At 64.7% G+C, this 21,912-nt stretch carries 22 protein-coding genes; 14 read left to right on the forward strand and 8 right to left on the reverse strand.

The genetic code is table 11. The features are described 5' to 3' along the window. Positions 1–25: 25 nt before the first annotated feature. The gene (locus tag E8M79_RS16875) at positions 26–2,146 is read right to left on the reverse strand and encodes a VWA domain-containing protein (protein ID WP_248305022.1); all 2,121 of its coding nucleotides are present in this window, start codon (positions 2,144–2,146) and stop codon (positions 26–28) included. After that, the gene (locus E8M79_RS16880; RefSeq protein WP_137153429.1) at positions 2,143–2,697 is read right to left on the reverse strand and encodes an RNA polymerase sigma factor; all 555 of its coding nucleotides are present in this window, start codon (positions 2,695–2,697) and stop codon (positions 2,143–2,145) included. Before E8M79_RS16880 ends, E8M79_RS16875 begins: the two co-directional genes overlap by 4 nt. Positions 2,698–2,806: 109 nt before the next feature. Here E8M79_RS16880 and E8M79_RS16885 point away from each other — a divergent pair, with 109 nt between their 5' ends. Then, positions 2,807–3,022 (forward strand): hypothetical protein, encoded by a 216-nt coding sequence (locus tag E8M79_RS16885; RefSeq protein WP_137153011.1) that lies wholly within the window; start codon positions 2,807–2,809, stop codon positions 3,020–3,022. Between the two features lie 6 nt (positions 3,023–3,028). On the opposite strand, the gene mnmA is transcribed toward E8M79_RS16885, so the two are convergent. After that, positions 3,029–4,183: a tRNA 2-thiouridine(34) synthase MnmA gene (gene mnmA / locus E8M79_RS16890; RefSeq protein ID WP_171015945.1), complete on the reverse strand. Its 1,155-nt coding sequence runs from the start codon at positions 4,181–4,183 to the stop codon at positions 3,029–3,031. A gap of 252 nt (positions 4,184–4,435) precedes the next feature. On the opposite strand from mnmA, the gene E8M79_RS16895 reads away from it, so the two are divergent. The 3 genes from E8M79_RS16895 (at position 4,436) to E8M79_RS16905 (ending at position 7,216) form a co-directional block, all read left to right on the forward strand. Beyond that, positions 4,436–6,055, forward strand: a complete 1,620-nt coding sequence (locus E8M79_RS16895; RefSeq protein WP_137153013.1) for a flagellar hook-length control protein FliK — start codon at positions 4,436–4,438, stop codon at positions 6,053–6,055. Between the two features lie 12 nt (positions 6,056–6,067). Continuing rightward, complete coding sequence (locus E8M79_RS16900; RefSeq protein WP_137153014.1) at positions 6,068–6,757, forward strand: flagellar hook assembly protein FlgD; 690 nt, start codon at positions 6,068–6,070, stop codon at positions 6,755–6,757. 180 nt (positions 6,758–6,937) lie between these two features. After that, positions 6,938–7,216, forward strand: a complete 279-nt coding sequence (locus E8M79_RS16905) for a DUF1153 domain-containing protein (protein WP_035102845.1) — start codon at positions 6,938–6,940, stop codon at positions 7,214–7,216. 76 nt (positions 7,217–7,292) lie between these two features. On the opposite strand, the gene E8M79_RS16910 is transcribed toward E8M79_RS16905, so the two are convergent. After that, complete coding sequence (locus E8M79_RS16910; protein WP_137153015.1) at positions 7,293–7,916, reverse strand: glutathione S-transferase family protein; 624 nt, start codon at positions 7,914–7,916, stop codon at positions 7,293–7,295. A 156-nt stretch (positions 7,917–8,072) separates the two neighbouring features. Here E8M79_RS16910 and fliF point away from each other — a divergent pair, with 156 nt between their 5' ends. From fliF to E8M79_RS18435, 7 genes are read left to right on the forward strand one after another with little or no spacing between them, the layout of a single operon-like run. Then, positions 8,073–9,698 (forward strand): flagellar basal-body MS-ring/collar protein FliF, encoded by a 1,626-nt coding sequence (gene fliF / locus E8M79_RS16915; protein ID WP_137153016.1) that lies wholly within the window; start codon positions 8,073–8,075, stop codon positions 9,696–9,698. Between the two features lie 5 nt (positions 9,699–9,703). Further along, positions 9,704–10,777, forward strand: a complete 1,074-nt coding sequence (gene fliG, locus E8M79_RS16920) for a flagellar motor switch protein FliG (RefSeq protein ID WP_137153017.1) — start codon at positions 9,704–9,706, stop codon at positions 10,775–10,777. Further along, positions 10,778–11,428: a hypothetical protein gene (locus E8M79_RS16925; protein WP_137153018.1), complete on the forward strand. Its 651-nt coding sequence runs from the start codon at positions 10,778–10,780 to the stop codon at positions 11,426–11,428. A 50-nt stretch (positions 11,429–11,478) separates the two neighbouring features. Further along, positions 11,479–11,769 carry a flagellar motor switch protein FliN gene (gene fliN / locus E8M79_RS16930; protein ID WP_137153430.1) on the forward strand — a complete coding sequence of 97 codons (291 nt, stop codon included), beginning with the start codon at positions 11,479–11,481 and terminating at the stop codon, positions 11,767–11,769. Positions 11,770–11,780: 11 nt separating this feature from the next. Beyond that, the gene (locus tag E8M79_RS16935) at positions 11,781–13,148 is read left to right on the forward strand and encodes a sigma-54 dependent transcriptional regulator (protein ID WP_137153019.1); all 1,368 of its coding nucleotides are present in this window, start codon (positions 11,781–11,783) and stop codon (positions 13,146–13,148) included. A 7-nt stretch (positions 13,149–13,155) separates the two neighbouring features. Continuing rightward, a complete protein-coding gene (gene flhA / locus E8M79_RS16940) occupies positions 13,156–15,297 on the forward strand; it encodes a flagellar biosynthesis protein FlhA (protein ID WP_137153020.1) in 2,142 nt (713 codons plus the stop codon). Positions 15,298–15,299: 2 nt separating this feature from the next. Next, entirely contained in the window at positions 15,300–16,526 is a 1,227-nt protein-coding gene (locus E8M79_RS18435; RefSeq protein WP_171015905.1) for an aminoglycoside phosphotransferase family protein, read from the forward strand. On the opposite strand, the gene E8M79_RS16950 is transcribed toward E8M79_RS18435, so the two are convergent. Then, positions 16,523–17,134, reverse strand: a complete 612-nt coding sequence (locus E8M79_RS16950) for a LysE family translocator (protein WP_137153021.1) — start codon at positions 17,132–17,134, stop codon at positions 16,523–16,525. The genes E8M79_RS18435 and E8M79_RS16950 overlap by 4 nt on opposite strands. Further along, positions 17,131–17,490: a DUF1801 domain-containing protein gene (locus E8M79_RS16955; RefSeq protein ID WP_137153022.1), complete on the reverse strand. Its 360-nt coding sequence runs from the start codon at positions 17,488–17,490 to the stop codon at positions 17,131–17,133. The genes E8M79_RS16950 and E8M79_RS16955 overlap by 4 nt, the downstream gene beginning before the upstream one ends. Before the next feature lie 102 nt (positions 17,491–17,592). Between E8M79_RS16955 and E8M79_RS16960 the strand changes: the two genes are divergently transcribed. Together E8M79_RS16960 and E8M79_RS16965 are read left to right on the forward strand one after the other, a co-directional pair. Then, positions 17,593–18,684 (forward strand): putative zinc-binding metallopeptidase, encoded by a 1,092-nt coding sequence (locus E8M79_RS16960; protein WP_137153023.1) that lies wholly within the window; start codon positions 17,593–17,595, stop codon positions 18,682–18,684. A gap of 33 nt (positions 18,685–18,717) precedes the next feature. After that, a complete protein-coding gene (locus E8M79_RS16965) occupies positions 18,718–19,173 on the forward strand; it encodes a GNAT family N-acetyltransferase (RefSeq protein ID WP_137153024.1) in 456 nt (151 codons plus the stop codon). Positions 19,174–19,237: 64 nt separating this feature from the next. Here E8M79_RS16965 and rpoH read toward each other — a convergent pair whose 3' ends face one another. Then, positions 19,238–20,110: an RNA polymerase sigma factor RpoH gene (rpoH, locus tag E8M79_RS16970; RefSeq protein WP_137153025.1), complete on the reverse strand. Its 873-nt coding sequence runs from the start codon at positions 20,108–20,110 to the stop codon at positions 19,238–19,240. Positions 20,111–20,402: 292 nt separating this feature from the next. Next, a complete protein-coding gene (locus E8M79_RS16975; protein WP_137153026.1) occupies positions 20,403–21,431 on the reverse strand; it encodes an RluA family pseudouridine synthase in 1,029 nt (342 codons plus the stop codon). 70 nt (positions 21,432–21,501) lie between these two features. Here E8M79_RS16975 and E8M79_RS16980 point away from each other — a divergent pair, with 70 nt between their 5' ends. Continuing rightward, entirely contained in the window at positions 21,502–21,783 is a 282-nt protein-coding gene (locus E8M79_RS16980; protein WP_137153027.1) for a DUF6476 family protein, read from the forward strand. The last annotated feature ends 129 nt before the right edge of the window (positions 21,784–21,912 follow it).

Below are 21,912 nucleotides of genomic sequence, written 5' to 3' on the forward strand. Positions count from 1 at the left end.
GGGCCACATGGGCCCCCTTTCTGTTTCAGTTTTCCGGGCAGCTATCGGTGGCGCAATCGACGGCCTTGTCTTGGGTCCCGTCCGGCTTGAGCAGACCCGCCGTCTTGACCAGCGCAATGAACTCGGCGCGATAGCCGCCCTCGTCGGTGCCCTTGGCCGACTGCGCCAGCGCCGCAATATCGGACCAGCTCATGTCGCCGCCATAGACACTGCCCTTGAGCTTCTGCCCGAAGGCGGCCACCGCAGCAGCAAAGCGCATGTCATCGCCGACATCGGCAATGTCGCCATAGACCAGGTCCGGCGTCACCGGCGCTTCGATCAGCTGGCTCACATCGCTCCCCGGCAGCTTGTAGCGCATCTTGAGAAAGCCGATCTCGCCCGCACTCGCCGGCGCCGCGCCAGCCGGCTCGGTGCCATAGCGCAGCGGATCGACCAGCGCTCCGCCCGCCCCCACCGGGGTGATCTCATAGAGCGCCGTCACCGTCGTTCCCGCGCCCACGTCCCCCGCATCCACCGCGTCATTGTTGAAATCCTCGCGGTTCAGCATGCGCGTCTCATAGCCGATCAGCCGATATTCGCTGACCACCGCCGGATTGAACTCGATCTGGATCTTCACATCCTTGGCGATCATGTCGAGCGTCCCGCCCAGCTCGGCCACCAGCACCTTCTGCGCCTCGCGGAAGCTCGAGATATAGCTGGCATTGCCATTCCCGTTCTGGGCCAGCGCCTGCATGGTGGCATCATCGAGATTGCCACGCCCAAAGCCCAGCACCGACAGAGTCACCCCGCTCTGTCGCTTGGCTGCGATGAAGTCCTTGAGCTTTTCCGGATCATCGATGCCGACATTGAAATCGCCATCCGTCGCCAGGATCACCCGATTGGTGCCATCGGCCACCCGCGCCTCGTCGGCCAGCCGATAGGCCAGCTCGATCCCCTCGGCGCCCGCCGTGCTGCCGCCAGCAGATAGATCGTCCAGCGCCCCCAGGATGCGCGCCTTCTGCGCCGCCTTGGTGGGCTCCAGCACCACGCCGGCAGAGCCGGCATAGGCCACGATCGACACCGTGTCCTCGTCGCCCAGCTGATCCACCAGCAAGCCAAAGGCCCGCTTGAGCAGCGGCAGCTTGTCGGCTTCGTCCATCGAGCCGGAGGTATCGATCAGGAACACCAGATTGCTCGGCTTGTGTACGCCATCGGCCGGCGGCACATAGCCCTTGATGCCGATCTGCAGCAGCTCGGTCTTGGGGTTCCAGGGCGTGGGGAACACCGCCATCGTCGGCTTGAACGGCGCGTCAGCGCCCGTCGCGGCGGGATAGTCATAGGGGAAATAGTTGACCATCTCCTCGATGCGCACGGCGTCGGGCTCGGGCACATAGCCGTCCTCCAGCGCCCGCCGCACATAGCTGTAGCTGGCCGTGTCGACATCGATCGAAAACGTCGAAACCGGTTCCTCGGCCGCCACCTTGAGCCGCTGTTCCTCAAAGCGGGCGAAGCTGTCGCCCGAGAGACCATCCATCGGCGCCGCCATTACGGAGGGGGCCGGCGTTCCAGCCATCATCTTCCCTGCCACCATGGACTCCTGGGCCATCTGAGGCGCAATCACCCCGCGGCTGACCACAACGCTCCCCGCCGGGCTGGGCGCCACCGGCAGTGTCGACGGGGCCGGCTCCGCCAGCACAGCCGCCGCTGACGCCACCGCATCGGCCTCAGGCGCCACCGGCGCAACACTGGCCTGTTCAGCCGGCACCACCTCGGCTTCGGTTGCCTTATCAACCAACGCGGATGTGTCGTCCGCCTTTTCGGGCGCCGCTGGCTTGGCCGCGACAGTGGTGGTCGGGCTGGTCCCGCCCGGCGTCAGCGCGGTGGTGGAATAGAGCTGATAGCCCAGCGGCAGCAACAACAGGGCAACGGCGGCCGTGCCCAGGGGGTAGCGCAGGTCCATGATCGAATTCCCTTTCAAGGAAGTGATGATGGACCTCAGACGCGCGCCGAGGGCGCCGCCTTTGGTTGGGACCGTCTTTTTTTGCTGCTGGGCCGCAAAGGCTGCCATGCCGGCCGCCAGCGCCCGCTCCCGCGCCGCATCGCGCGCCGCCGGCACCGGTCCGCCCTTGAGGGCATCGAATTCGTCAGGATTCATCTTGTCAGTCATAGCAGCCCCCTCAGGGTCTTGCGGGCCTGGTGCACATGGAACGACACGGTCGCTTCCCTGATGCCCATGATCTCGGCCGCAGCCGCGTGGCTCATCTCTTCGGCATAGACCAGCAGCACGGCGTCGCGCTGCTGCTCGGGCAGGCGGCGCACCGCCGCCCACAGCGCCGCGTGCTCCAGCCCGTCTTCCTGCTCGGCCCGCTGGCTGTCCGGCGCCAGTTCGGCATAGGCATCGACATGGCGCCCGCGGCGCTTGCCGGCCCGCTGCATGTCGCGCACCATGTTGAGCGTGATGCGAAACACCCAGCTGGAAAAGGCCGAGCGTCCGTCAAACTGGGCAATCACGCTCCCCAGCTTCACGCACACATCCTGCGCCACATCCTCGGCATCGCTGCGATTGCCGCACCATTTCCAGGCCGTGCGATAGATGCGGTCATAATGCGCGGCAAGAAGCTCGCCGAACGCCTCCGCATCGCCATTCTGCGCGCGCACCACCAGCGCTCGCGTCAGCGCCTCGCCGGCCTCGCCCGCCCCTGCGGCAGTCAGTCCCATCACCAAGCCATGCACCTGCCGAGCCTTACCTCTGGACCCATTGTAGTGCTAAGACGCCGCAAGCGCGGCCATCCTTTGGCGGTGACCAACGATTTTTTCGGAGTGTCTGATGGAAGAGCCCAAGCTGAGCCCCTTCGCCCTCACCCGCTCGCGCGTCGTGCTGCTCGTGCTCGGCGCCCTGCTGGTGCTGATCGCCATTTCCACGTCCATGGGCGGGCTGAGCTCCTATCAGGAGCTCAAGGAAGCGGCCAACGCCGCCAAGGCCGCAACGCCCGACATCGGGGCACCGGCGACAACTCCGCCAGCCCCGTCCGTCTCGCCCTGATCGAGCCTAGGCCGCAAACACCTGTGGCACGGCCTCGGCAATAAAGCCGCCGCCCCACACCGCCGATGTCGCCGTGTCATCGGCATAGAACACGCAGGCCTGGCCCGGCGAAATGCCATATTCGCCACTCACCAGCGTCACGAACACCTCGCCATCCCGGCTCTGGATCACCGCCGGCTGCGGCCCACGGGTCGAGCGCACCTTGACCTCGACCGGCGCACCATTGCCCGCCGTCATCTCCGCCAGAGGCGTCCCGGCCAGCCAGTTCACATCGCGCAGCCGCACGGTATGGGTCTTGAGCGCCTCGCGCGGCCCCACGATCACCCGGCCGCTTCTGTGCTCGAGCTTGATGACATAGAGCGGCTCGGCCGCCGCCACGCCCAGGCCCTTGCGCTGGCCGATGGTGAAATTGACGATGCCCTCATGCGTGCCCAGCACGCGCCCATCCAGATGCACGATCTCGCCCTTGGCCGCGGCCTCGGGGTGCATCTTGCGGATGATGTCGGCATATTTGCCCTGCGGCACAAAGCAGATGTCCTGGCTGTCGTGCTTGTCGGCGATCTCAAGCCCCATCTCCCGCGCCAGCTCGCGCACCTCGGCCTTGCCCATGCCGCCGAGCGGAAAGCGCAGATAGTCGAGCTGCTCCTGCGTGGTGGCGAACAGGAAATAGGTCTGGTCGCGCTCGCCATCGACCGGGCGGAACAGCTGCCGCCGGCCATCGGGCCCCAGCTTGGACTGCACATAATGGCCCGTGGCCAGCGCATCGGCGCCCAGCTCCTGCGCCACCGCCATCAGGTCCACGAACTTGACCGACTGGTTGCAGGCGATGCAGGGCACCGGCGTCTCGCCCTGCTGATAGGCATTGGCGAACGGCGCGATCACGCTCTTTTTGAAGCGCTCTTCATAGTCCAGCACATAGTGGGGAATGCCCAGCGTCGCCGCCACGCGGCGCGCGTCATGGATGTCCTGACCGGCACAGCACGCACCCTTGCGGTGCGTCGCCTCGCCATGGTCATAGAGCTGCAGGGTCACCCCCACCACATCATAACCCTGGCGGGCCAGCAGGCCCGCGACCACAGAGGAATCCACGCCACCCGACATGGCCACGACAATGCGCGTGTCCTGGGGGCGCTTGGCAATATCAAGCGAGTTCAGCATCAGATCCTAATCCGGTTGGGTTCAAGGGCCAGCGGAGGAAAGCTGCCGCTGCATAGCGCCTTCCCACCCCGCTCGCAAGTTTTGCCCGGCAAGTCTTGCCGCATGGCAGCTGCGACCTCAGCGCTACCGGGCGCCGCTATTTCTACAACCCATTGATGCCAAGCGATTTCCCGCTCTCACTCTGAGTTGGCAAGGCTCTTGCATTGATAGGGGTGGATCAGTCTCCTTTTCGCGAGTTCCGCCGTGGTATCTCATTTGACCGTTACGCCCAGCTCTGCCTCCGGCGCGCCTGCCCGGGCGTTCAATGCCGCGGCCAGTACCGATGGCAATGATGCCACCGACGGCACCTTTGCCGCCCTGCTGGGCCACGCCGAACGCGCCGACAAGGCCGCGCGCGGCGGCATGGCCGGCATGATCGACGCAGCGCTCGCGAGCCTGGCCAAATTCACGCAGGCCGACGGTGCCGACGGCGAAGCCAAGGACGATCAGTCTGCCGATCCCCAGGCCGTTGCCGCGGTCATCGACGCGCCGGTCGCCTTCCAGAACGACATCGACGTCAAGGCCACGTTCACCGATCTGGTCAAGGACTTGGCCAGCCTCAAGCAGAGCCTCGACGCGGGCGAAGCTATTGATCCCGAGCTGCTCAAGCGCATCGATGCCGCCCTCGAGACCCTGGGCGCCAAGTTCAATATCGACCTGTCCAGCGACATCGGCAACGCGGCCGACGATGCAACGCTGAGCGGCCTGCTGGCTGTCACGGCCGACGCCACCACACCCAAGGCCGAGGTCACCAACGCCCTGGCGCCACTGATCCAGGCCCTGCGCGCGGCCAGCGCCGCGACGGCCGATCCCAGCACCGCCCCCGAGATTGTCCATCCCGGCCAGCTCAAGGCCGTCGGCAGCAAGCTGCAGGCGCTGCTCCAGGCGCTCAACGGCAAGTCCGACACTCCCGTCGACCTGGCGGCGCTGGGCCTGGCCGATGATGCCAAGCCCGATGCCGACCTCGCCGCCGCACTCGCCAAGCTGACGACAACAGCCACCAAGAGCGATGCAGCCGCCGCGGCGCCGACTTTGGCGACCCCAAACCTCAAGCTGACTGAACCCGCTCTGACCGGCAAGGGTGACACCCAGGCCGCGGCCCAGGCCAGCAGCACCGAAGGCAGCGACAGTGCCCAGGCCGCAAAGCCGGCCACGACCGCCGCCGTCACCGCCGACAGCGGCAGCAAGCCCGACACCGGCACCGACAAGGGCGGCGACAAGGCCGGGAGCAGCGATGCGCGCCCCGACAGCAAGCCGGTCGACGCCAAGGCGCCCGCTGCGGCGGCCGCCGCAGCGCCCGACAAGCCGGTCGATGTCCAGCCCCCGGCCGCCAGCCAGCCGGCGCAGGTGGCCCGCGTCGATGCCGTAGCCCCGCGCGTCGTCCAGGCTGGCTACCAGACCAGCCAGCAGCAGCTCAACCTGCCCCAGATCGCCTTCGAGCTGGTGCGCCAGGTCAATGATGGCAATGCCCGCTTCCAGATGCGCCTCGATCCGCCCGAACTGGGGCGCATCGACGTCAAGCTCGACATCGGCGCCTCCGGTCACGTCAAGGCCCATCTGATCGTCGACAAGGCCGAGACGCTGGACCTCATGCAGCGCGACCAGCGCGCGCTGGAGCGGGCCCTGCAGCAGGCCGGCCTCGACAGCGCCAAGACCAATCTCGAATTCTCCCTGCGCCAGAGCCCCTTCAGTGGCGGCCAGCAGCAGGGCCGTGACCAGCAGGGCAATCCCTTTGGCTTTCAGGTCAAGGCCGGCGAAGGGGGCGAAGAGGCCCCGCCCACCATCAATCTTTACCGCGCGAGCCTTTCGGCCAGCGGCGTCAATATCATCGCGTAAGGAGTAGGTATCATGGCTGTCAGCGGCGTTTCAGGTTCCAACACCTCATCATCGGCGACAAGCTCGGCGCGCTCCGGCATTGCCGACAATTTCGACACCTTTCTCAACATCCTGACCACCCAGCTCAAGAACCAGAATCCCCTCGATCCGCTCGACACCAACCAGTTCACCCAGCAACTGGTGCAGTTCAGCGGCGTCGAGCAGCAGCTCAAGACCAATGAGTTTCTCGAAACACTGATGCTGGCCGGCCAGAACACCGCCAAGTCCGATGCCGTGTCCTACATCGGCAAGGAAGTCACCTCCTCGGGCAAGACCGGCGAGCTGACCGACAAGGACGCCGTGTTCTGGGCCTATAGCGCGGAAGCCAAGGCCGCCAATGCCACCGTGACCATCAAGGACAAGAATGGCCAGGTGGTCTATACCCAGAACGGCCCCATTGCGTCTGGCCCCGGCACCTTCCGCTGGGACGGCAAGGGCAGCGATGGCAATGTCAAACCCAACGGCATCTACACCATCGACATCCAGGGCAAGGATGCCAACGGCAAGGACGTCAAGATCAGCACGGCCTCGATCGGCATCGTCAGCGCCGTGGATTTCACCAGCGACATCCCGGTGCTCACCGTCGGCAGCCGCCGTGTCTCGATCACCGACATTACCGACGTGCGCGTGCCCGATGTCACCGCGCCCAAGTCGGACGCCTGATCGGCTCCTGGCCAGGCCAGTTACGCCCCCGTTTTCGGGGGCGTTTTCATGTGTGAGGACTTGGAATCAATCCTTTGATATTCAAGCCCATTCTTAACCTGTTGTAAGCATCCCCTTAGTCGAATTTTAAGGCCGTTGGCCTACTCTCTCAGCATATGGTCAGGTTGAGTAGAGAGTAAAATGACCGTACAAATGCGTCCTCGCGTTAAGTACGTTATCGGACCGGACGGAAGTCCGCTCACGATCGCAGACCTTCCCCCCGCCAACACGCGGAGGTGGGTCATCCGCCGTAAAGCCGAAGTCGTCGCAGCAGTGCGCGGCGGTCTGCTCAGCCTTGAAGAGGCCTGCGATCGCTATACCCTGAGCGTCGACGAATTCCTGAACTGGCAGGCCGCTATCGACAAGCACGGACTTGCCGGGCTGCGGACCACCTGGATCCAGCACTATCGCGAAGGCTGAGCCGCAAGGCTCTCAAGCTCAGACATTTCAAAGCCCGCCCGGAGCCAATCCGGGCGGGCTTTGCTGTTGTGTGGCCTTAAGGCGTGGCGGCAGTCAGCCAGGGCGCTGCCGCCGGCCGCTCAGCCATGCGCCGGTAATAGGCCTCCGCGGCCGGCATGGGCGCATGGGCGATCGGCGTCGCGAACCAGCGATGCAGCCCCAGCGTGATGGAAATATCGGCAAGGGTGAAACTGTCCCCGGCCACAAAGGGCATGCCCTTGTCCAGCTGGGCCTCGATGATCCCCATGGTCTGCGTCCAGGCGGCGACGCTCTTGGCCAGTCTGTCGGCATCGTCAAAGCCCGGCGTCTTCCTTACCAGCGCGTTAAGGGGATAGACCCAGTGCCGGCCCATTTCCGTGCTCTGCCACTGCACCCACTGCATGGCCAGCGCCCGCGCCTTGGCGTCCTTGGGCATCAGCACGCCGCCACCATGGGCTTCGTTAAGATAGGCCATCACCGCCACGCTCTCCCACAGCACGAAATCGCCGTCCAGCAGCACCGGCACCTGTGCATTAGGGTTTAGGGCCAGGAATTCGGGCACCTTGGGGTCGCGGATGGGCAGGCCCCAATCCTCCCGTTCATAGGCCAGACCCAACTCATCGAGCACCCAGAGCGCCTTGCGCACGTTGATTGAGGTGATCCGCCCCAGCAATTTCAGCATTTTGGTACCTTTGGTTTACCCAGCCCGGCAATTTATGCCGCAATTCGCATTCTGCCACCAAGAGTTAAGACAATGTTTACCATCAGCTAGGTAATTTTTGCCCAGCGACCGAAACGCACCTGCGTTGATCCGGTCCAGTTGGAATCGAGTGCCGGCGTGGATAGTTTCTCCCAGCTCATCAGTCGTATTGGTTTGCCGCGCCTGGCCGCGATGGCAACCGTTGCCATTCTGATGATGGGCTTCTTCGCTTTCCTCATCCTGCGCGCTCAGACCCCTAACCTGGCCCCGCTCTACACCGGTCTGAGCCTGGAAGATTCCTCGGCCATCCTGTCCGAATTGCAAACGCAGAACGTCCCCTACGAGCTGCGTGGCGATGGCGACACGATTCTGGTCCCCCGCGACCAGATCACCACCCTGCGCATGAGCCTGGCCGGCTCGGGTCTCCCCCAGCGCGGGCAGGTCGGCTACGAGATCTTCGACCAGCAGTCGACCCTGGGCGCCACCAGCTTCGTCCAGAACATCAACAATGTGCGGGCGCTGGAAGGCGAACTGGCCCGCACCATCACCTCGCTGAACCGCATCAAGTCCGCCCGGGTGCACCTGGTGCTGCCCGAACGCGCCCTGTTCCAGCGCGAGCGCAAGGACCCCTCCGCCTCCATCGTGCTCTCGGTGCGGGGCGAACTGTCCACCGGCGAAATCCAGGCCATCCAGCATCTGGTGGCCTCTGCCGTCGAAGGCCTCAAGCCCTCGCTGGTCTCGATCGTCGACGATCAGGGCAATCTGCTCGCCTCCGGCACCGGCGACGAGCAGGATGCCCTGGTGGGCCAGGGCGCCGAGCGCACCCTGAGCTTTGAGAACATGCTGCGCACGCGTGTTGAGGACATGCTGGCCAATGTGGTGGGCGCCGGTCGGGCCCGCGTCGAGGTCAGCGCCGAGGTCGACTTCAACCGCTCCACCACCACCCAGGAAACCTTCGACCCCAATGGCCAGGTCGTCCGCTCCAGCCAGGTGCGCGAGAGCCAGAACGTCTCTGGCGCCACCAATGGCCAGGTCACCGTCGCCAATGAACTGCCCGGTGCCTCGGGTGCCGGCGGCACCGGCACCACCGATCAGGGCAATTCGACCGAGGAAGTCACCAATTACGAGATTTCCAAGACCACCCAGACCGCCGTCACCGAAGCCGGCGCTGTCAAGCGCCTCTCGGTCGCCGTGGTTGTCGACGGTGTCTATACTGACGATGGCTCGGGCAATCTCACCTATACGCCCCGCACCGCCGATGAAGTCGCCCAGATCCTGACCCTGGTCCGCTCCGCCGTCGGCTATTCGGAGACCCGTGGCGACACCGTCGAAGTGGTCAACATGCAGTTTGCCGAGCGTCCGGGCCTGGCAACGCCGGGCACCGATGCGGCTGGCGGCCTGTTCGACTTCACCCGCGACGACATCATGAACGGCGCCGAAATGGCCGTGACCCTGCTCATCGCCCTGGCCCTGGTCTTCTTCGTCATGCGTCCGCTGCTCAAGAAGGTGCTGACGCCCGAAACCCAGCCGCTGGCCCTGCCCTCAGCCGCCGAAGTGGGCCACAATGGCATGGTCGGCGCCAATGGCCAGCTGATTGCCGACGAAGCCGAGGCGCCGCGCGACAAGACGCCCGCCTGGGTCAGCAACGCCAAGTCCATGGGCGAAACCCAGCTCCAGACCCTCAAGACCGTGGGCACCCTCGTCGAAGAAAACCCCAAGCAGGCCGCGCTCATCGTGCGCGACTGGCTGGGTAGTGCAGCGTAACCGCCATGGCAGTCGTCCCCCAGTCAACCGAACTTGGCGAAGCCGCCCCCAACCAGCTGGTGGTCAGCAACACCACCCAGCAGCGCGTGCTCAAGGGCGACGAAAAGGCCGCCGCCCTGCTGCTCGCCCTGGGTCCGGATTATGGCAAGCCCATTTTTGATGAACTCGACGAACTCGAGGTCAAGCAGCTCAGCCGCGCCATGGTGCGCCTGGGCCCGATCACCCAGGACATGCTCGACGAGTTGATGATCGAATTCGTCACCACCATCTCATCCAACGGCTCGCTGGCCGGCAATACCGATTCCACCGAGCGCCTGCTACTCAGCTTCCTCAGCCAGGACAAAGTCGATTCCATCATGGAAGAGATCCGTGGTCCGGCCGGCCGCAACATGTGGGAGAAGCTCTCCAACGTGCAGGCCGACGTGCTGGCCGCCTATCTCAAGAACGAATATCCCCAGACCATTGCTGTGGTCCTCTCCAAGATCGCCACCGACCACGCCTCCAAGGTCCTGGCAGTCCTCCCTGAGGAACTGGCCATGGAAGTGGTCACCCGCATGCTCGGCCTTGATCCCGTGCAGAAGGAAATTCTCGAAAAGATCGAGAACACCCTGCGCACCGAATTCATGTCCACGCTCAACCACTCCAAGCGCCGCGACAGCCACGAGCAGATGGCCGAAATCTTCAACTCCTTCGATCGCCAGACCGAAGCGCGCTTCATCACCACGCTCGAAGAGAACAGCCGCGATGACGCCGAGCGCATCAAGGCCCTCATGTTCACCTTCGAGGATCTGGCAAAGCTCGAAACCTCCGCCATCCAGACCCTGCTCTCGCGCATGGACAAGAAAGAACTGGCCATGGCGCTCAAGGGCGCCAACGAGACCATCAAGGAAACTTTCTTCAACAACATGGCCACCCGCACCGCCAAGCTGCTCAAGGACGACATGGAGGCCATGGGCCCCGTGCGTCTCAAGGATGTCGACGAAGCCCAGGGCCGCATGGTCTCCACCGCCAAGGATCTGGCGGCCAAGGGCGAGATCGTCATCCTCAAGACCAAAGCCGACGACCAGATGGTGGCATAAGTGGCTCAACCCGCACGTTTCACCTTCGATCTGGACATGGGCAAGCGCAGCGCCGCCGCGCCCGTCAAGGCCACTGTGCCCGAGGACCTGGTGGCCCAGCTGGTGGCCCAGGCCCGCGAGGAGGCCTATGCCGAAGGCATGGCTGCCGGTGAACGCAACTCCACCGCCATGGCCGCCCAGACCCTGGCCTCGGCTGCCGCCGCACTGGCAACGCATACCGCCGAAATGGCCGCTGCGCTCGACGACGCCACCAACGAAGCGCGGCGCGAGGCCATCGAACTGGCCGCCACCGTCGGCCGCAAGCTGGCGCTGCACCTGCTCGCCCGCTACCCCACGCTCGAACTCGATGCCCTGATCGCCGAATGCATGCAGAGCCTCAACGGCGTGCCGCATCTGGTGATCCGCTGCCATCCCTCCATTGCCGACGGCATTCGCGACGTCGCCACCGCCCATATGCAGACCTCGGGCTTCTCGGGCCGTCTGGTTGTCATGGGTGATCCCGACCAGCGCGTCGGCGACGGCAAGCTCGAATGGGTCGATGGTGGCCTGGTGCGCGACATCGGCGCCGTTTCCAAAGACATCGACCGCAAGATTTCTGCCTATCTGGCCGCCAAGGCCGGATCGGGCAAAGCACAGGAGAGCAGCCCGTGAGCGCTTCCGACAACGAACCCGGTACCGACGAGGGCCTCAGCTTTGAGGAAATGCTGGCAACCGTAAAGGACGACGCGCCCGAGCCGCATGTCGAGCGCACTGCCGCCGACCTCGAGGCCGTCTTTGACGTGCCCGTCCGCATTTCCGTGGTGCTGGGCCGCACCAAGATGCCGGTCTCCGAACTGCTCAAGCTCGATACCGGCACGGTCATCGAACTCGACCGTCAGGTCGGCGAGGCCGTCGAGATCTTCATCAACGAGCGCCTGGTCGCCCGCGGTGAAATCGTGCTGGTCGAATCCAAGCTCGGCGTCACCATGACCGAAATCATCAAACCGCAGTAAAGGAGCTCAAGATGCGTTTGCTCATCATCGGGGCCCTCGAAGGCCAACTCAGCGAAGCCACCAAGATGGCCATGAACGGCGGGGCCAAGGTTGCCCACGCCCCATCGGTTGAGATCGCTCTGGCGGCCCTGCGCGCCGGGCGCGGCGCTGATCTGCTGCTGGTTGATGTCGTCATGGATATTGCCGGGCTGATCGCCGGCCTCGAATCGGAACGCATTGCCATTCCCGTGGTGGCCTGCGGCGTCGAAACCAATGCCGCCGCCGCCGTGAACGCCATCCGCGCCGGCGCCAAGGAATATATCCCCCTGCCGCCCGACGCCGAGCTGATTGCCGCCGTCATTGCCGCCGTCGCCCGCGAAAGCGCCGAATTCCTCTATCGCGATCCCGCCATGGAACGCGTGGTCAAGATGGCCGACCAGATTGCCGGCTCCGACGCCTCGATCCTGATCACCGGCGAGAGCGGCACCGGCAAGGAAGTCATCGCCAAATACGTCCACGCCCGCAGTAAGCGCGCCAACAAGCCGTTCATTTCCATCAACTGCGCCGCCATTCCCGAGGCGCTGCTGGAATCCGAACTCTTCGGCCACGAGAAGGGCGCCTTCACCGGCGCCGTCGCCCGCCGCATCGGCAAGTTCGAGGAAGCCTCGGGCGGCACGCTGCTGCTCGACGAAATCAGCGAAATGGACGTGCGCCTGCAGTCCAAGCTGCTGCGCGCCATCCAGGAGCGGCTGATCGATCGCGTCGGTGGCAGCAAGCCCGTGCCGGTCGATATCCGCATCCTGGCCACCTCCAACCGCAACCTCAACGAGGCCGTGCGCGAAGGCAGCTTCCGCGAGGATCTGCTGTTCCGCCTCAATGTCATCAATCTCAAGCTGCCAGCGCTGCGCGATCGCCCGGGCGATATCGTTGCGCTGTCCGAACACTTCGTCGCGAAATACTCCAAGGCCAATGGCCTGCCCCTGCGCATGCTTTCCCCTGATGCGCGCGCGGCGCTCCTGCAAGCCCCCTGGCCGGGGAATGTGCGGGAGCTGGAGAATACCCTGCATCGGGCAGTTCTGCTGTCGTCGGGCGTCGTTATCGGCCCCGATGCCATCGTGCTGCCCGATGGCATGGGCCTGTCCGAAGTCGCCGCCGCCAGCTCGCTCTCCTCGCAGCTGGCGCAAACGGCCCAGTCCATGTCGGCGGCCCTGGTCGGCCGCACCGTGGCCGATGTCGAGCGCGACCTGATCCTGGATACCCTGGACCATACTCTGGGCAACCGCACCCATGCGGCCACCATCCTGGGCATTTCCATCCGCACCCTGCGCAACAAGCTCAACCAATATGCCGATGAGGGCACCAAAGTGCCCGAACCCGGCGAACGACGCTCAGTCGCTTAGGACCTAGATGACCGACCTGCCCAGCGGCCGCGCCCATAGCCCCTTCAAGCTGCCCACCCCCGGTTCGGTGGTGGACATGCTGCGCTCGGGCGATATCGCCCTGGCGGCCGGCGTCATGGGCCTCATCGTCATCCTCATCGTCCCCATGCCGGCCCTGCTGCTCGATGGCCTGCTGGCGGTGTCGATCGTCTTCTCGGTGATGATCCTGATGACGGCGCTGTTCATTCAGAAGCCGCTGGAATTCTCGTCGTTCCCCACGGTCCTGCTGATCGCCACCATGCTGCGGCTGGGTCTGAATCTGGCCACCACTCGCCTGATCCTGGGCGAGGGCCACACCGGCACCCAGGCCGCCGGCCACGTCATCGAGGCCTTCGGCCACTTCGTGATGCGCGGCAACTTCGTCATCGGCGTGGTGGTCTTTGCCATTCTGGTGATCGTCAACTTCATCGTCATCACCAAGGGTTCTGGCCGTATCGCCGAAGTGGCCGCCCGCTTCAACCTCGATGCCATGCCCGGCAAGCAGATGGCCATCGATGCCGATCTCAGCGCCGGGCTGATCGACGAGGATACTGCCAAAAAGCGCCGCGCCGAGCTGGAAGGCGAAAGCGCCTTTTTCGGTAACATGGATGGTGCCTCCAAATTCGTGCGTGGCGACGCCATCGCCGGCCTGATCATCACCTTTATCAACGTCATCGCCGGCATCTTCATCGGCATGATGCAGGAAGGCCTCTCCATCCAGGAGGCCGGCAATGTCTATACCCTGCTCACCATCGGCGACGGCCTGGTCTCCCAGATCCCGGCGCTGATCGTCTCGACTGCCGCCGGTATCCTCGTCTCCAAGTCCGGCGTCACCGGCTCCGCCGACAAGGCCTTGTCCGCCCAGTTCACCGGCTATCCGCGCGCCCTGGGCATGTCCTCGGCGGTCATGGGCCTGCTGGCCTTCCTGCCCGGCATGCCCATCATCCCCTTCCTCGCCATTTCGGGCCTGGTCGGCTATGTCGGCTGGCGCTCGGCCCGCACCAAGGACGAGAACCGCCAGGATGCGGCGGCGGGTGCCCTGGCAAAGGCATCGGCCTTGCCCGGCGGCGGCAAGCAGCCGGCCCCGGAAGAGCAGCCCATCACCGACAGCCTGCGCATCGACGAACTCAAGCTTGAGCTCGGCTATGGCCTGCTCAGCCTCGTCAAGGAAGATGAAAACGGCTCCGATCGGCTCACCGAGCAGATCAAGGCGCTGCGCCGCCAGCTGGCCACCGAGTTGGGCTTTGTCATGCCGCCCGTGCGCATTCTCGACAACATGCAGCTCGAGCCCAATGCCTATAAGGTTCGCATCAAGGAAGTCGAAGCCGGCGCCGGCGAGATCTATGCCAACCAGCTCATGGTCATGGACCCCTATGGCAACAAGATCGACCTGCCGGGCCACCACACCACCGAGCCGACCTTTGGCCTGCCCGCCACCTGGATCGAGCCCGCCCTGCGCGACGAGGCCGAACTGCGGGGCCTCTCGATCATCGATCCCTCGACGGTGATTTCCACGCACCTCACTGAAGTGCTCAAGGCCAATGTCTCGGACCTGCTGAGCTACGCCAATGTGCAGTCGCTGCTGTCCGGCCTGCCCAAGGAACAACAGAAGCTGGTGGAAGACATCGTCCCCGGCATGATCTCGGTCTCGGGCGTGCAGCGCGTGCTGCAGACCCTGCTCAACGAACGCATCTCCATCCGCGATCTCTCGACCATTCTCGAGGGCATTGCCGAAGTCGCCGGCCCCGGCCGCTCGGTACAGATCATCGCCGAGCATGTGCGCAGCCGCCTGGCCCGCCAGCTCTGCGCCGCCAATCTGGGCCCCGATGGCAATCTGCCGCTGCTGACCCTGGGCCCGCAGTGGGAGCGCGACTTTGCCGAAGCCATGGTCGGCGATGGCGACAATCGCCACCTTGCCATGGCCCCCTCGCGCCTGCAGCAGTTCATCGGCGCCATCCAGTCGGCCTATGAGCGCGCCGCCCAGATGGGCGAATTGCCCGTGCTCATCACCTCGCCGAGCATCCGCCCGCATGTCCGCGCCATCATCGAGCGTTTCCGCCCCCAGACGGTGGTGATGAGCCAGAACGAGGTGCATCCCCGCATCCGCCTCAAGACCGTGGGCAGCGTCTAGCCATGGGCAGGACCCGGCTGGAGGGCTATCTTGAGGTGCCACCAGACCGGATGGCCGCCGTCGCCGCGGCGCTGCCCGAGCATATCGCGCTGACCCAGGCCGAACCGGGGTGTCTGCATTTCTCCGTCGTCCCGAGCCCGGACGAGTCCACGCATCTGCTGGTCTCCGAGCTCTTTGTTGACCAGGCGGCCTTTGAGCAGCACCAGGCCCGCGCCGCGGCCTCGCCTTGGGCTGAAGTCACCAGGGGCCTTGCGCGCCACTATACCGTCACCGACGAGGACTTAGCCGAAGCCGGTCCGCGCTTTGCCATCCCCGACGTGGTGCGCCGCCGCGCCATCGCCGAGGGTGAGCCCGGCCTGGCCTGGCTGGCCAACCTTGAAGAGACCCTGGCTAGCCTGGAGCAGGATTGGGGCATCACCATCGGCCCCGCCCTGCCCGGCGGCACCGCCGCCTTTGTCGCCCAAGCCAGCACTGACACCGGCGAGATCAGCATCATCAAACTCGCCACACCCGGCAGCGCGGCCGGGCGACACGAGGCCGCCGTGCTGGCCGAGGCCGATGGTCATGGCTATGCCCGCCTGCTGCGCCACGATCCTGCGCGCGGCGCCATGCTGCTCGAACGTCTGGGCGACCGGCTGGACACCTTTGGGCTGCCCTATGAGCGCCAGATCGACGTGCTCTGCGCCACGCTGCTCAAGGCCTGGCGGCCCGTGCCGGCCGATTTCCCCGGCATCACCGGCGCCCAAAAGGCCAATGACCTTGCCCATGCGATCGTGCGCCTGTGGGAGACCACTGGCCAACCCTGCGCCCAGGCCGTCATCGACACCGCCCTGATGTATTGCCGCGAACGCGCCATCACCTGGCGCCCGCAGAACGCCATCCTCGCCCATGGCGATCCGCACCCGGCCAATATCCTGGCCGTGCCCGAAACCAATCCCACCCAGTTCAAATTCATCGATCCCGATGGCCTCGCCATCGAGCCGGCCTATGATCTGGGCGTTGTGCTGCGCGCCTGGCATGACGGCATTGCCGGCCGCCACGCCCACGATATCGCCCGCGCCCATGCCCGCTATCTCACCACCCGCACCCAGGTGCCCACCGAGGCGATCTGGCAATGGGGCTATATCGAGCGCGTCTCGACGGGCCTGCATCTGCTCGAAATCGGCGAGAGCGAAGCCGGCCAGACCTATCTCCAGGTCGCCGACGCCATCGCCAGCACGGCCGGTTAGCGCTCCATCAGCGCCAGCCGCGCGCTCAGCAGCACAAAGGCCCCGGCAAAGCTGCGCCGTAGCCACACCATCACCGACGGCCGCGAAATCACCTGGCTGCGCATGGCCGCGGCAAACAGGCCGTAGCCGGCAAACACCACAAAGCTCACCAGCATGAACACCGCGCTGAGTTCGAGCATCTGCGCCAGCGCATTGGGCGCAGCGGCCGGCACGAACTGCGGCAGGAAGGCGAAAAAGAAGATCGAGAGCTTGGGGTTGAGAATGTTGATCAGGATCGCCTCAACGATCACCTTGCCCACCGATTTCTCGGCCACATCGGCCTCGACGCTGAGCGATCCGGTCTGCCGCAAGGTCGCCCAGGCCATATAGAGCAGATAGGCTACGCCGAGATATTTGATGATCTCGAAGGCCAGCGCGCTGGTGTGCAGAATGGCGGCCAGCCCGGTGATCGCCGCCAGCATATGCGGCACAATCCCCAGCGTGCAGCCGAACGCCGCCCAGACGCTGGCCTTGCCACCGCGCGCCAGCCCCGCAGCAATGGTGTAGAGCGCCCCCGTCCCCGGCGAGACCACCACCACCAGCGTCGTGATCAGAAATTCAATACTCAAGCCTGTCGCTCCAGTTCAGTCCACCGCGCCGCAACGATCGCAGCAACAACATCCATAGCCATTGGCTTGGCATAGTCCAGACGCACCGTGTCCTTCTTGTCGCGATAGGGCCCCACCAGCGCCTCGAAAGCCCCATCCCCGACATAGACCGGATAGAGCCCGATGTGGTTCTTCCAGGCCGCCGCATAGATCACATGGCCCTTGGGTACATGCCAGCCCGGCATGCCATATTTGATCGATTCCACCGCGCCCGGCGCACCCTGGCGGATCACGTCGCACACCGCCGCAAACACCACCTGCACCCCATCGGGCAGGGCCGCGATATAATCCGCAACGGTCTTGGGCGCTGTGCTCATGGCGCCAGTATTTCATGCACAGAATTGAGCAGCGCTCCAGCCGCAAAACCCTCATACTTGCCAGATACACCGGTGTCAGCGCGCTCAGCACCAAAGGCCATCATGAAGCTCTTCAGCTGCGATCACTGTGGCAATACCGTCTATTTCGAGAATGCTGTCTGCGAGCGCTGTGGCCATGGCCTGGGCTATCGCTCCGATCGCAACGCCCTGATTTCGCTGGTCAAGACCAATGGCCTGCTCTCCTCGCCGGCCTTTCCCAATGACAGCTATGTCTTTTGCCAGAACGCCCGCTATGGCGCCTGCAACTGGCTGGTGCCCGCCACGCCCGGCGGCGATATCTATTGCGCCGCCTGCCGCCACAACGAGACCATCCCGGCCATTGACAATCCGCTCAACCTGACGCGCTGGCAGGTCATCGAGCGTGCCAAAAAGCGCCTGTTCTATTCCCTGCTGCGCCTCAACCTGCCGCTGGAAACCCGCAACCAGAACCGCGCCCATGGCCTCTCCTTCCGCTTCCTCTCCGACACCGATGCCGCCCCCGGCAGCGCCCCGGTGATGACCGGCCACGAAAGCGGCATCATCACCATCGCCCTGGCCGAGGCCGACGATGCCGAGCGCGAAGCCCGTCGCGCCAGCATGGGCGAGCCCTATCGGACCCTATTGGGTCATTTCCGCCACGAGATCGGCCATCACTATTGGGATCTGCTGGTCGCCAATACGCCCCAGCTTGCCGCCTTCCGGGCCCTGTTCGGCGACGAGAGCGTCAACTATGCCGCGTCATTGCAGGCCTATTACGCCAATGGCGCGCCCGCCGGCTGGCCGCAGACCAATATCAGCGCCTATGCCACCGCCCATCCCTGGGAGGATTTTGCCGAAACCTTCGCGCATTACCTGCACATCACCGACACGGTGGAAATGGCCGCCGCCTTCGGCATTCGGGCCCGTCCCAGCACGCAGGATGAAAGCCTGGCCGCCCGCATTGATTTCGACCCCTATGCCGCCGCCGATGCCAGGACCATCGTCGACAATTGGGTGCCCCTGGCCTCCATGCTCAACAATCTCAACCGCGCCATGGGCCACCCCGACGCCTATCCGTTCATCCTGACGCCCCAGGTGATCGACAAGCTCAGCTTCATCCACGATCTGGTGCATGGCCAAAACGCAGGGCAGGCAATGGCAGGGACCGCCCCCTAGGCAGGTGGGGAGCCGCTCGCTATCCTTGCCGCCATGCACGCCACCATCCTCGTCGTCCCGCCCTTTTCCACCCTCTGCAACGCCGCCTTCGCGCTCCGGCGTGAAGTCTTTGTCTGGGAGCAGAATGTCCCCGAGGAAGAGGAGCATGACGCTGACGACCTCACCGCCACCCACTTCGTGGCCGTGCTCGAGGGCGAGGTGGTCGGAACGCTCCGCCTCATCGACTATCCCGAACACGTCAAGATCGGCCGAGTCGCCGTGCGCCAGGCCTTCCGTGGCCGCGGCATTGCCCAGGCGATGATCGCAGCGGCCATGGACCACGCCCGCGCCAGGGGGCGCGACCGCTTCTACCTCACCGCCCAGTCCGACAAGCTTGGCTTCTATCAGCGCCTGGGCTTTGCCGCCTTCGGCCCCGAGTTCCAGGATGGCGGCATGCCCCATCGCGCCATGCGCAATTATGATCGCGATAGCGCCCGCCTCATCGACTGATCTGCGGACACAAAAAAAGCGGGCCTTTCGGCCCGCTTTGCAATTCTGACTCTTGCTGTTGCTCTCAGGCGTCCGGACGGGCCGCACCGCGCACGGCGTCCTGCACCTTTTCGAACGCCCGCACTTCGATCTGCCGGATGCGCTCGCGGCTGACGTCATACTGCTGGGCCAGCTCTTCGAGCGTCGCCGGGTTGTCCTGCAGGCGGCGCGCCTGGAAGATCGCCCGCTCGCGCTCGTTGAGCACGTCCATCGCATTGGTCAACAGGCCCATGCGCTCGGTATATTCCTCGCTGTCGCCCAGCGCGGTTTCCTGGCTGGGGGTATCGTCCACCAGCCAATCCTGCCATTCCGACGTGCCCTCGTCAGCCCGCATGGGCGAATTGAGCGAGGCGTCGCCGGACAGGCGCGCATTCATCGACACCACTTCGTCGGCGGTGACGTTCAGCGTCGTGGCGATCTGGGCGATCTGGTCGGGATGCAGTGCACCGTCGTCCAGCGCCGCGATCTGGCCCTTCACCTTGCGCAGGTTGAAGAACAGCCGCTTCTGGGCCGCCGTCGTGCCGATCTTGACCAGGCTCCACGAGCGCAGGACATATTCCTGGATGGCTGCACGGATCCACCACATGGCATAGGTGGCCAGGCGGAACCCCTTGTCGGGCTCGAAGCGCTTGACGGCATGCATCAGGCCCACATTGCCTTCCGAGATCACCTCGGAAATCGGCAGTCCATAGCCGCGATAGCCCATGGCGATCTTGGCGACGAGACGCAGATGTGAGGTGATCAGCTTCTGCGCCGCGCCCGGATCCTCGTGTTCCTTGTAGCGCTTGGCCAGCATGAACTCTTCATCCGGCTCCAGCATGGGGAACTTCCGGATTTCCTGCAGATAGCGGCTCAGGCCACCTTCGGCTGAGAGCACGGGCAAATTCGTTTGGGCCATATGACGCACCCCTTTCATGTTCCCCCGCACAAGGCGGGCAGACTCTGGTGGTCCACGATGTCCGATCCCGGCCCATCGTAAGACTACGATGGATATATAGTCCCCACTTGGGCGATTGTAAGACCTGGCGCGGGCAAAAAATGTTACAAATTGGCAAGGCGGCTCGGCGGGCCGGAAACGCCCGCTTCCCTGGAGCGTTTCCAGCAAAAGTGGACACCACTTTTGCGGTTCGGAAACGCGACCAAACAGGACTCTAGAGCGTTTCAGCGATGCAGCGCAGCGGTGAAACGTTCTAGCGCGCGAAGGCCTTGTTGAAGTCCTCCAGCGCCTCCTCCAGTGCGGCCAGATCGGGCGGCAGCGGCGCCTCGAAGAACATTTCCTCGCCCGTCACCGGATGCTCAAAGCCCAGCTCGGCCGCATGCAGTGCCTGCCGGCCCAGTGCCTGAATGGGCCCTGCCACCTCAGGCGGCAGCTTGTTGACCTTGGTGACAAAGCCCGAGGCATAGACCGTGTCCGCCACCAGCGGATGGCCGATATGGGCCATATGCACGCGGATCTGATGTGTCCGCCCGGTTTCGAGCTGGCATTGCACGCGCGTGATGTCCCAGCCGGTGTCCCCGAAGCGGGCTTCCACCATATAATGGGTGATGGCCTCGCGCCCGTCCTTGCGTACCGTCTGCTTGAGGCGGTTGTTCTGGTCACGGCCCAGCGGGGCTTCGACGGTGCCCTTGGCGGTCTCGGTCGAGCCCCAGACAAAGGCGATATAAGCCCGGTGCAGCGGCCCGGTGCGGCCATGGTCGGCAAACTGCGCCGACAGGTGCCGATGCGCCTGCTCGGTCTTGGCCGCAACCATCACGCCCGAGGTGTCGCGGTCCAGCCGGTGTACAATGCCCGGCCGCTTGACGCCGCCAATGCCCTGCAGGCTCGCCCCGCAATGGAAGATCAGCGCATTGACCAGCGTGCCATTGGGCGAGCCCGGCGCGGGATGCACCACCATGCCCACAGGCTTGTTGATCACGATCAGCTCGTCGTCCTCATAGAGAATGTCGAGCGGGATATCTTCGGCCTGCGGCTCGGCGTCTTCTGGGGGTGGGGCAAGAAGGATGATTGTTTCCCCCGCCGTAAGCCGGTATTTGGGCTCACTGACGATTGTCCCGTTGATGCTCACTGCGCCTGTCAGGATCAGATCCTTGAGCCGGCTGCGGCTGAGTGCGGTATGCACCTTGGCCAGCGTGGCGTCGAGCCGTCCGCCAGCCATATCGGCATCGACAACGACTTCAACCTCGTCGCCCTCGAACTCTAGTGCGGTATCTTCGGCCATGGATAATCCTAACGAAACTGGGCCCAGCGAACAAAAAGCGGATACCCCGCTCACGCCCGAAGCTCTTGCCATGCTGGGAAAGGCGCGCCGTTCGTTCGGTATCTCGATCGGCATTCTGTTGCTGGGCTTTATGGCGATTGGCGTGGCGCTTGTCTATCGCGTGATGCGCGATGCCCCGCCGCCCGCCGTGGCCGAGGCCATCGCCCTGCCCGCAGGCGCGACAATTCTGTCCTCGCAGCTCTCCGATGGCCTGATCAATGTCACCTATGTGCTCGACGGCGCCACCGTGCTGGCGCTGTTTGATCCCACCACGGGCGCCCTCAGCCGCACCATTGCGCTGACCACGCCCTAGGCTCGGAAGCATCAGACGCGCAACGGACGCCAGACCGGCGCCAGGCGCCCTGGAGCGTTTCCGGCAAAAGTGACCACCAATTTTGCGGTTCGGAAACGCGACCAAAAAGACACTAGAGCAATTTCACCG

The sequence above is a fragment of the Devosia sp. FKR38 genome (genome assembly GCF_005222805.1).
Lineage (GTDB): Bacteria > Pseudomonadota > Alphaproteobacteria > Rhizobiales > Devosiaceae > Devosia.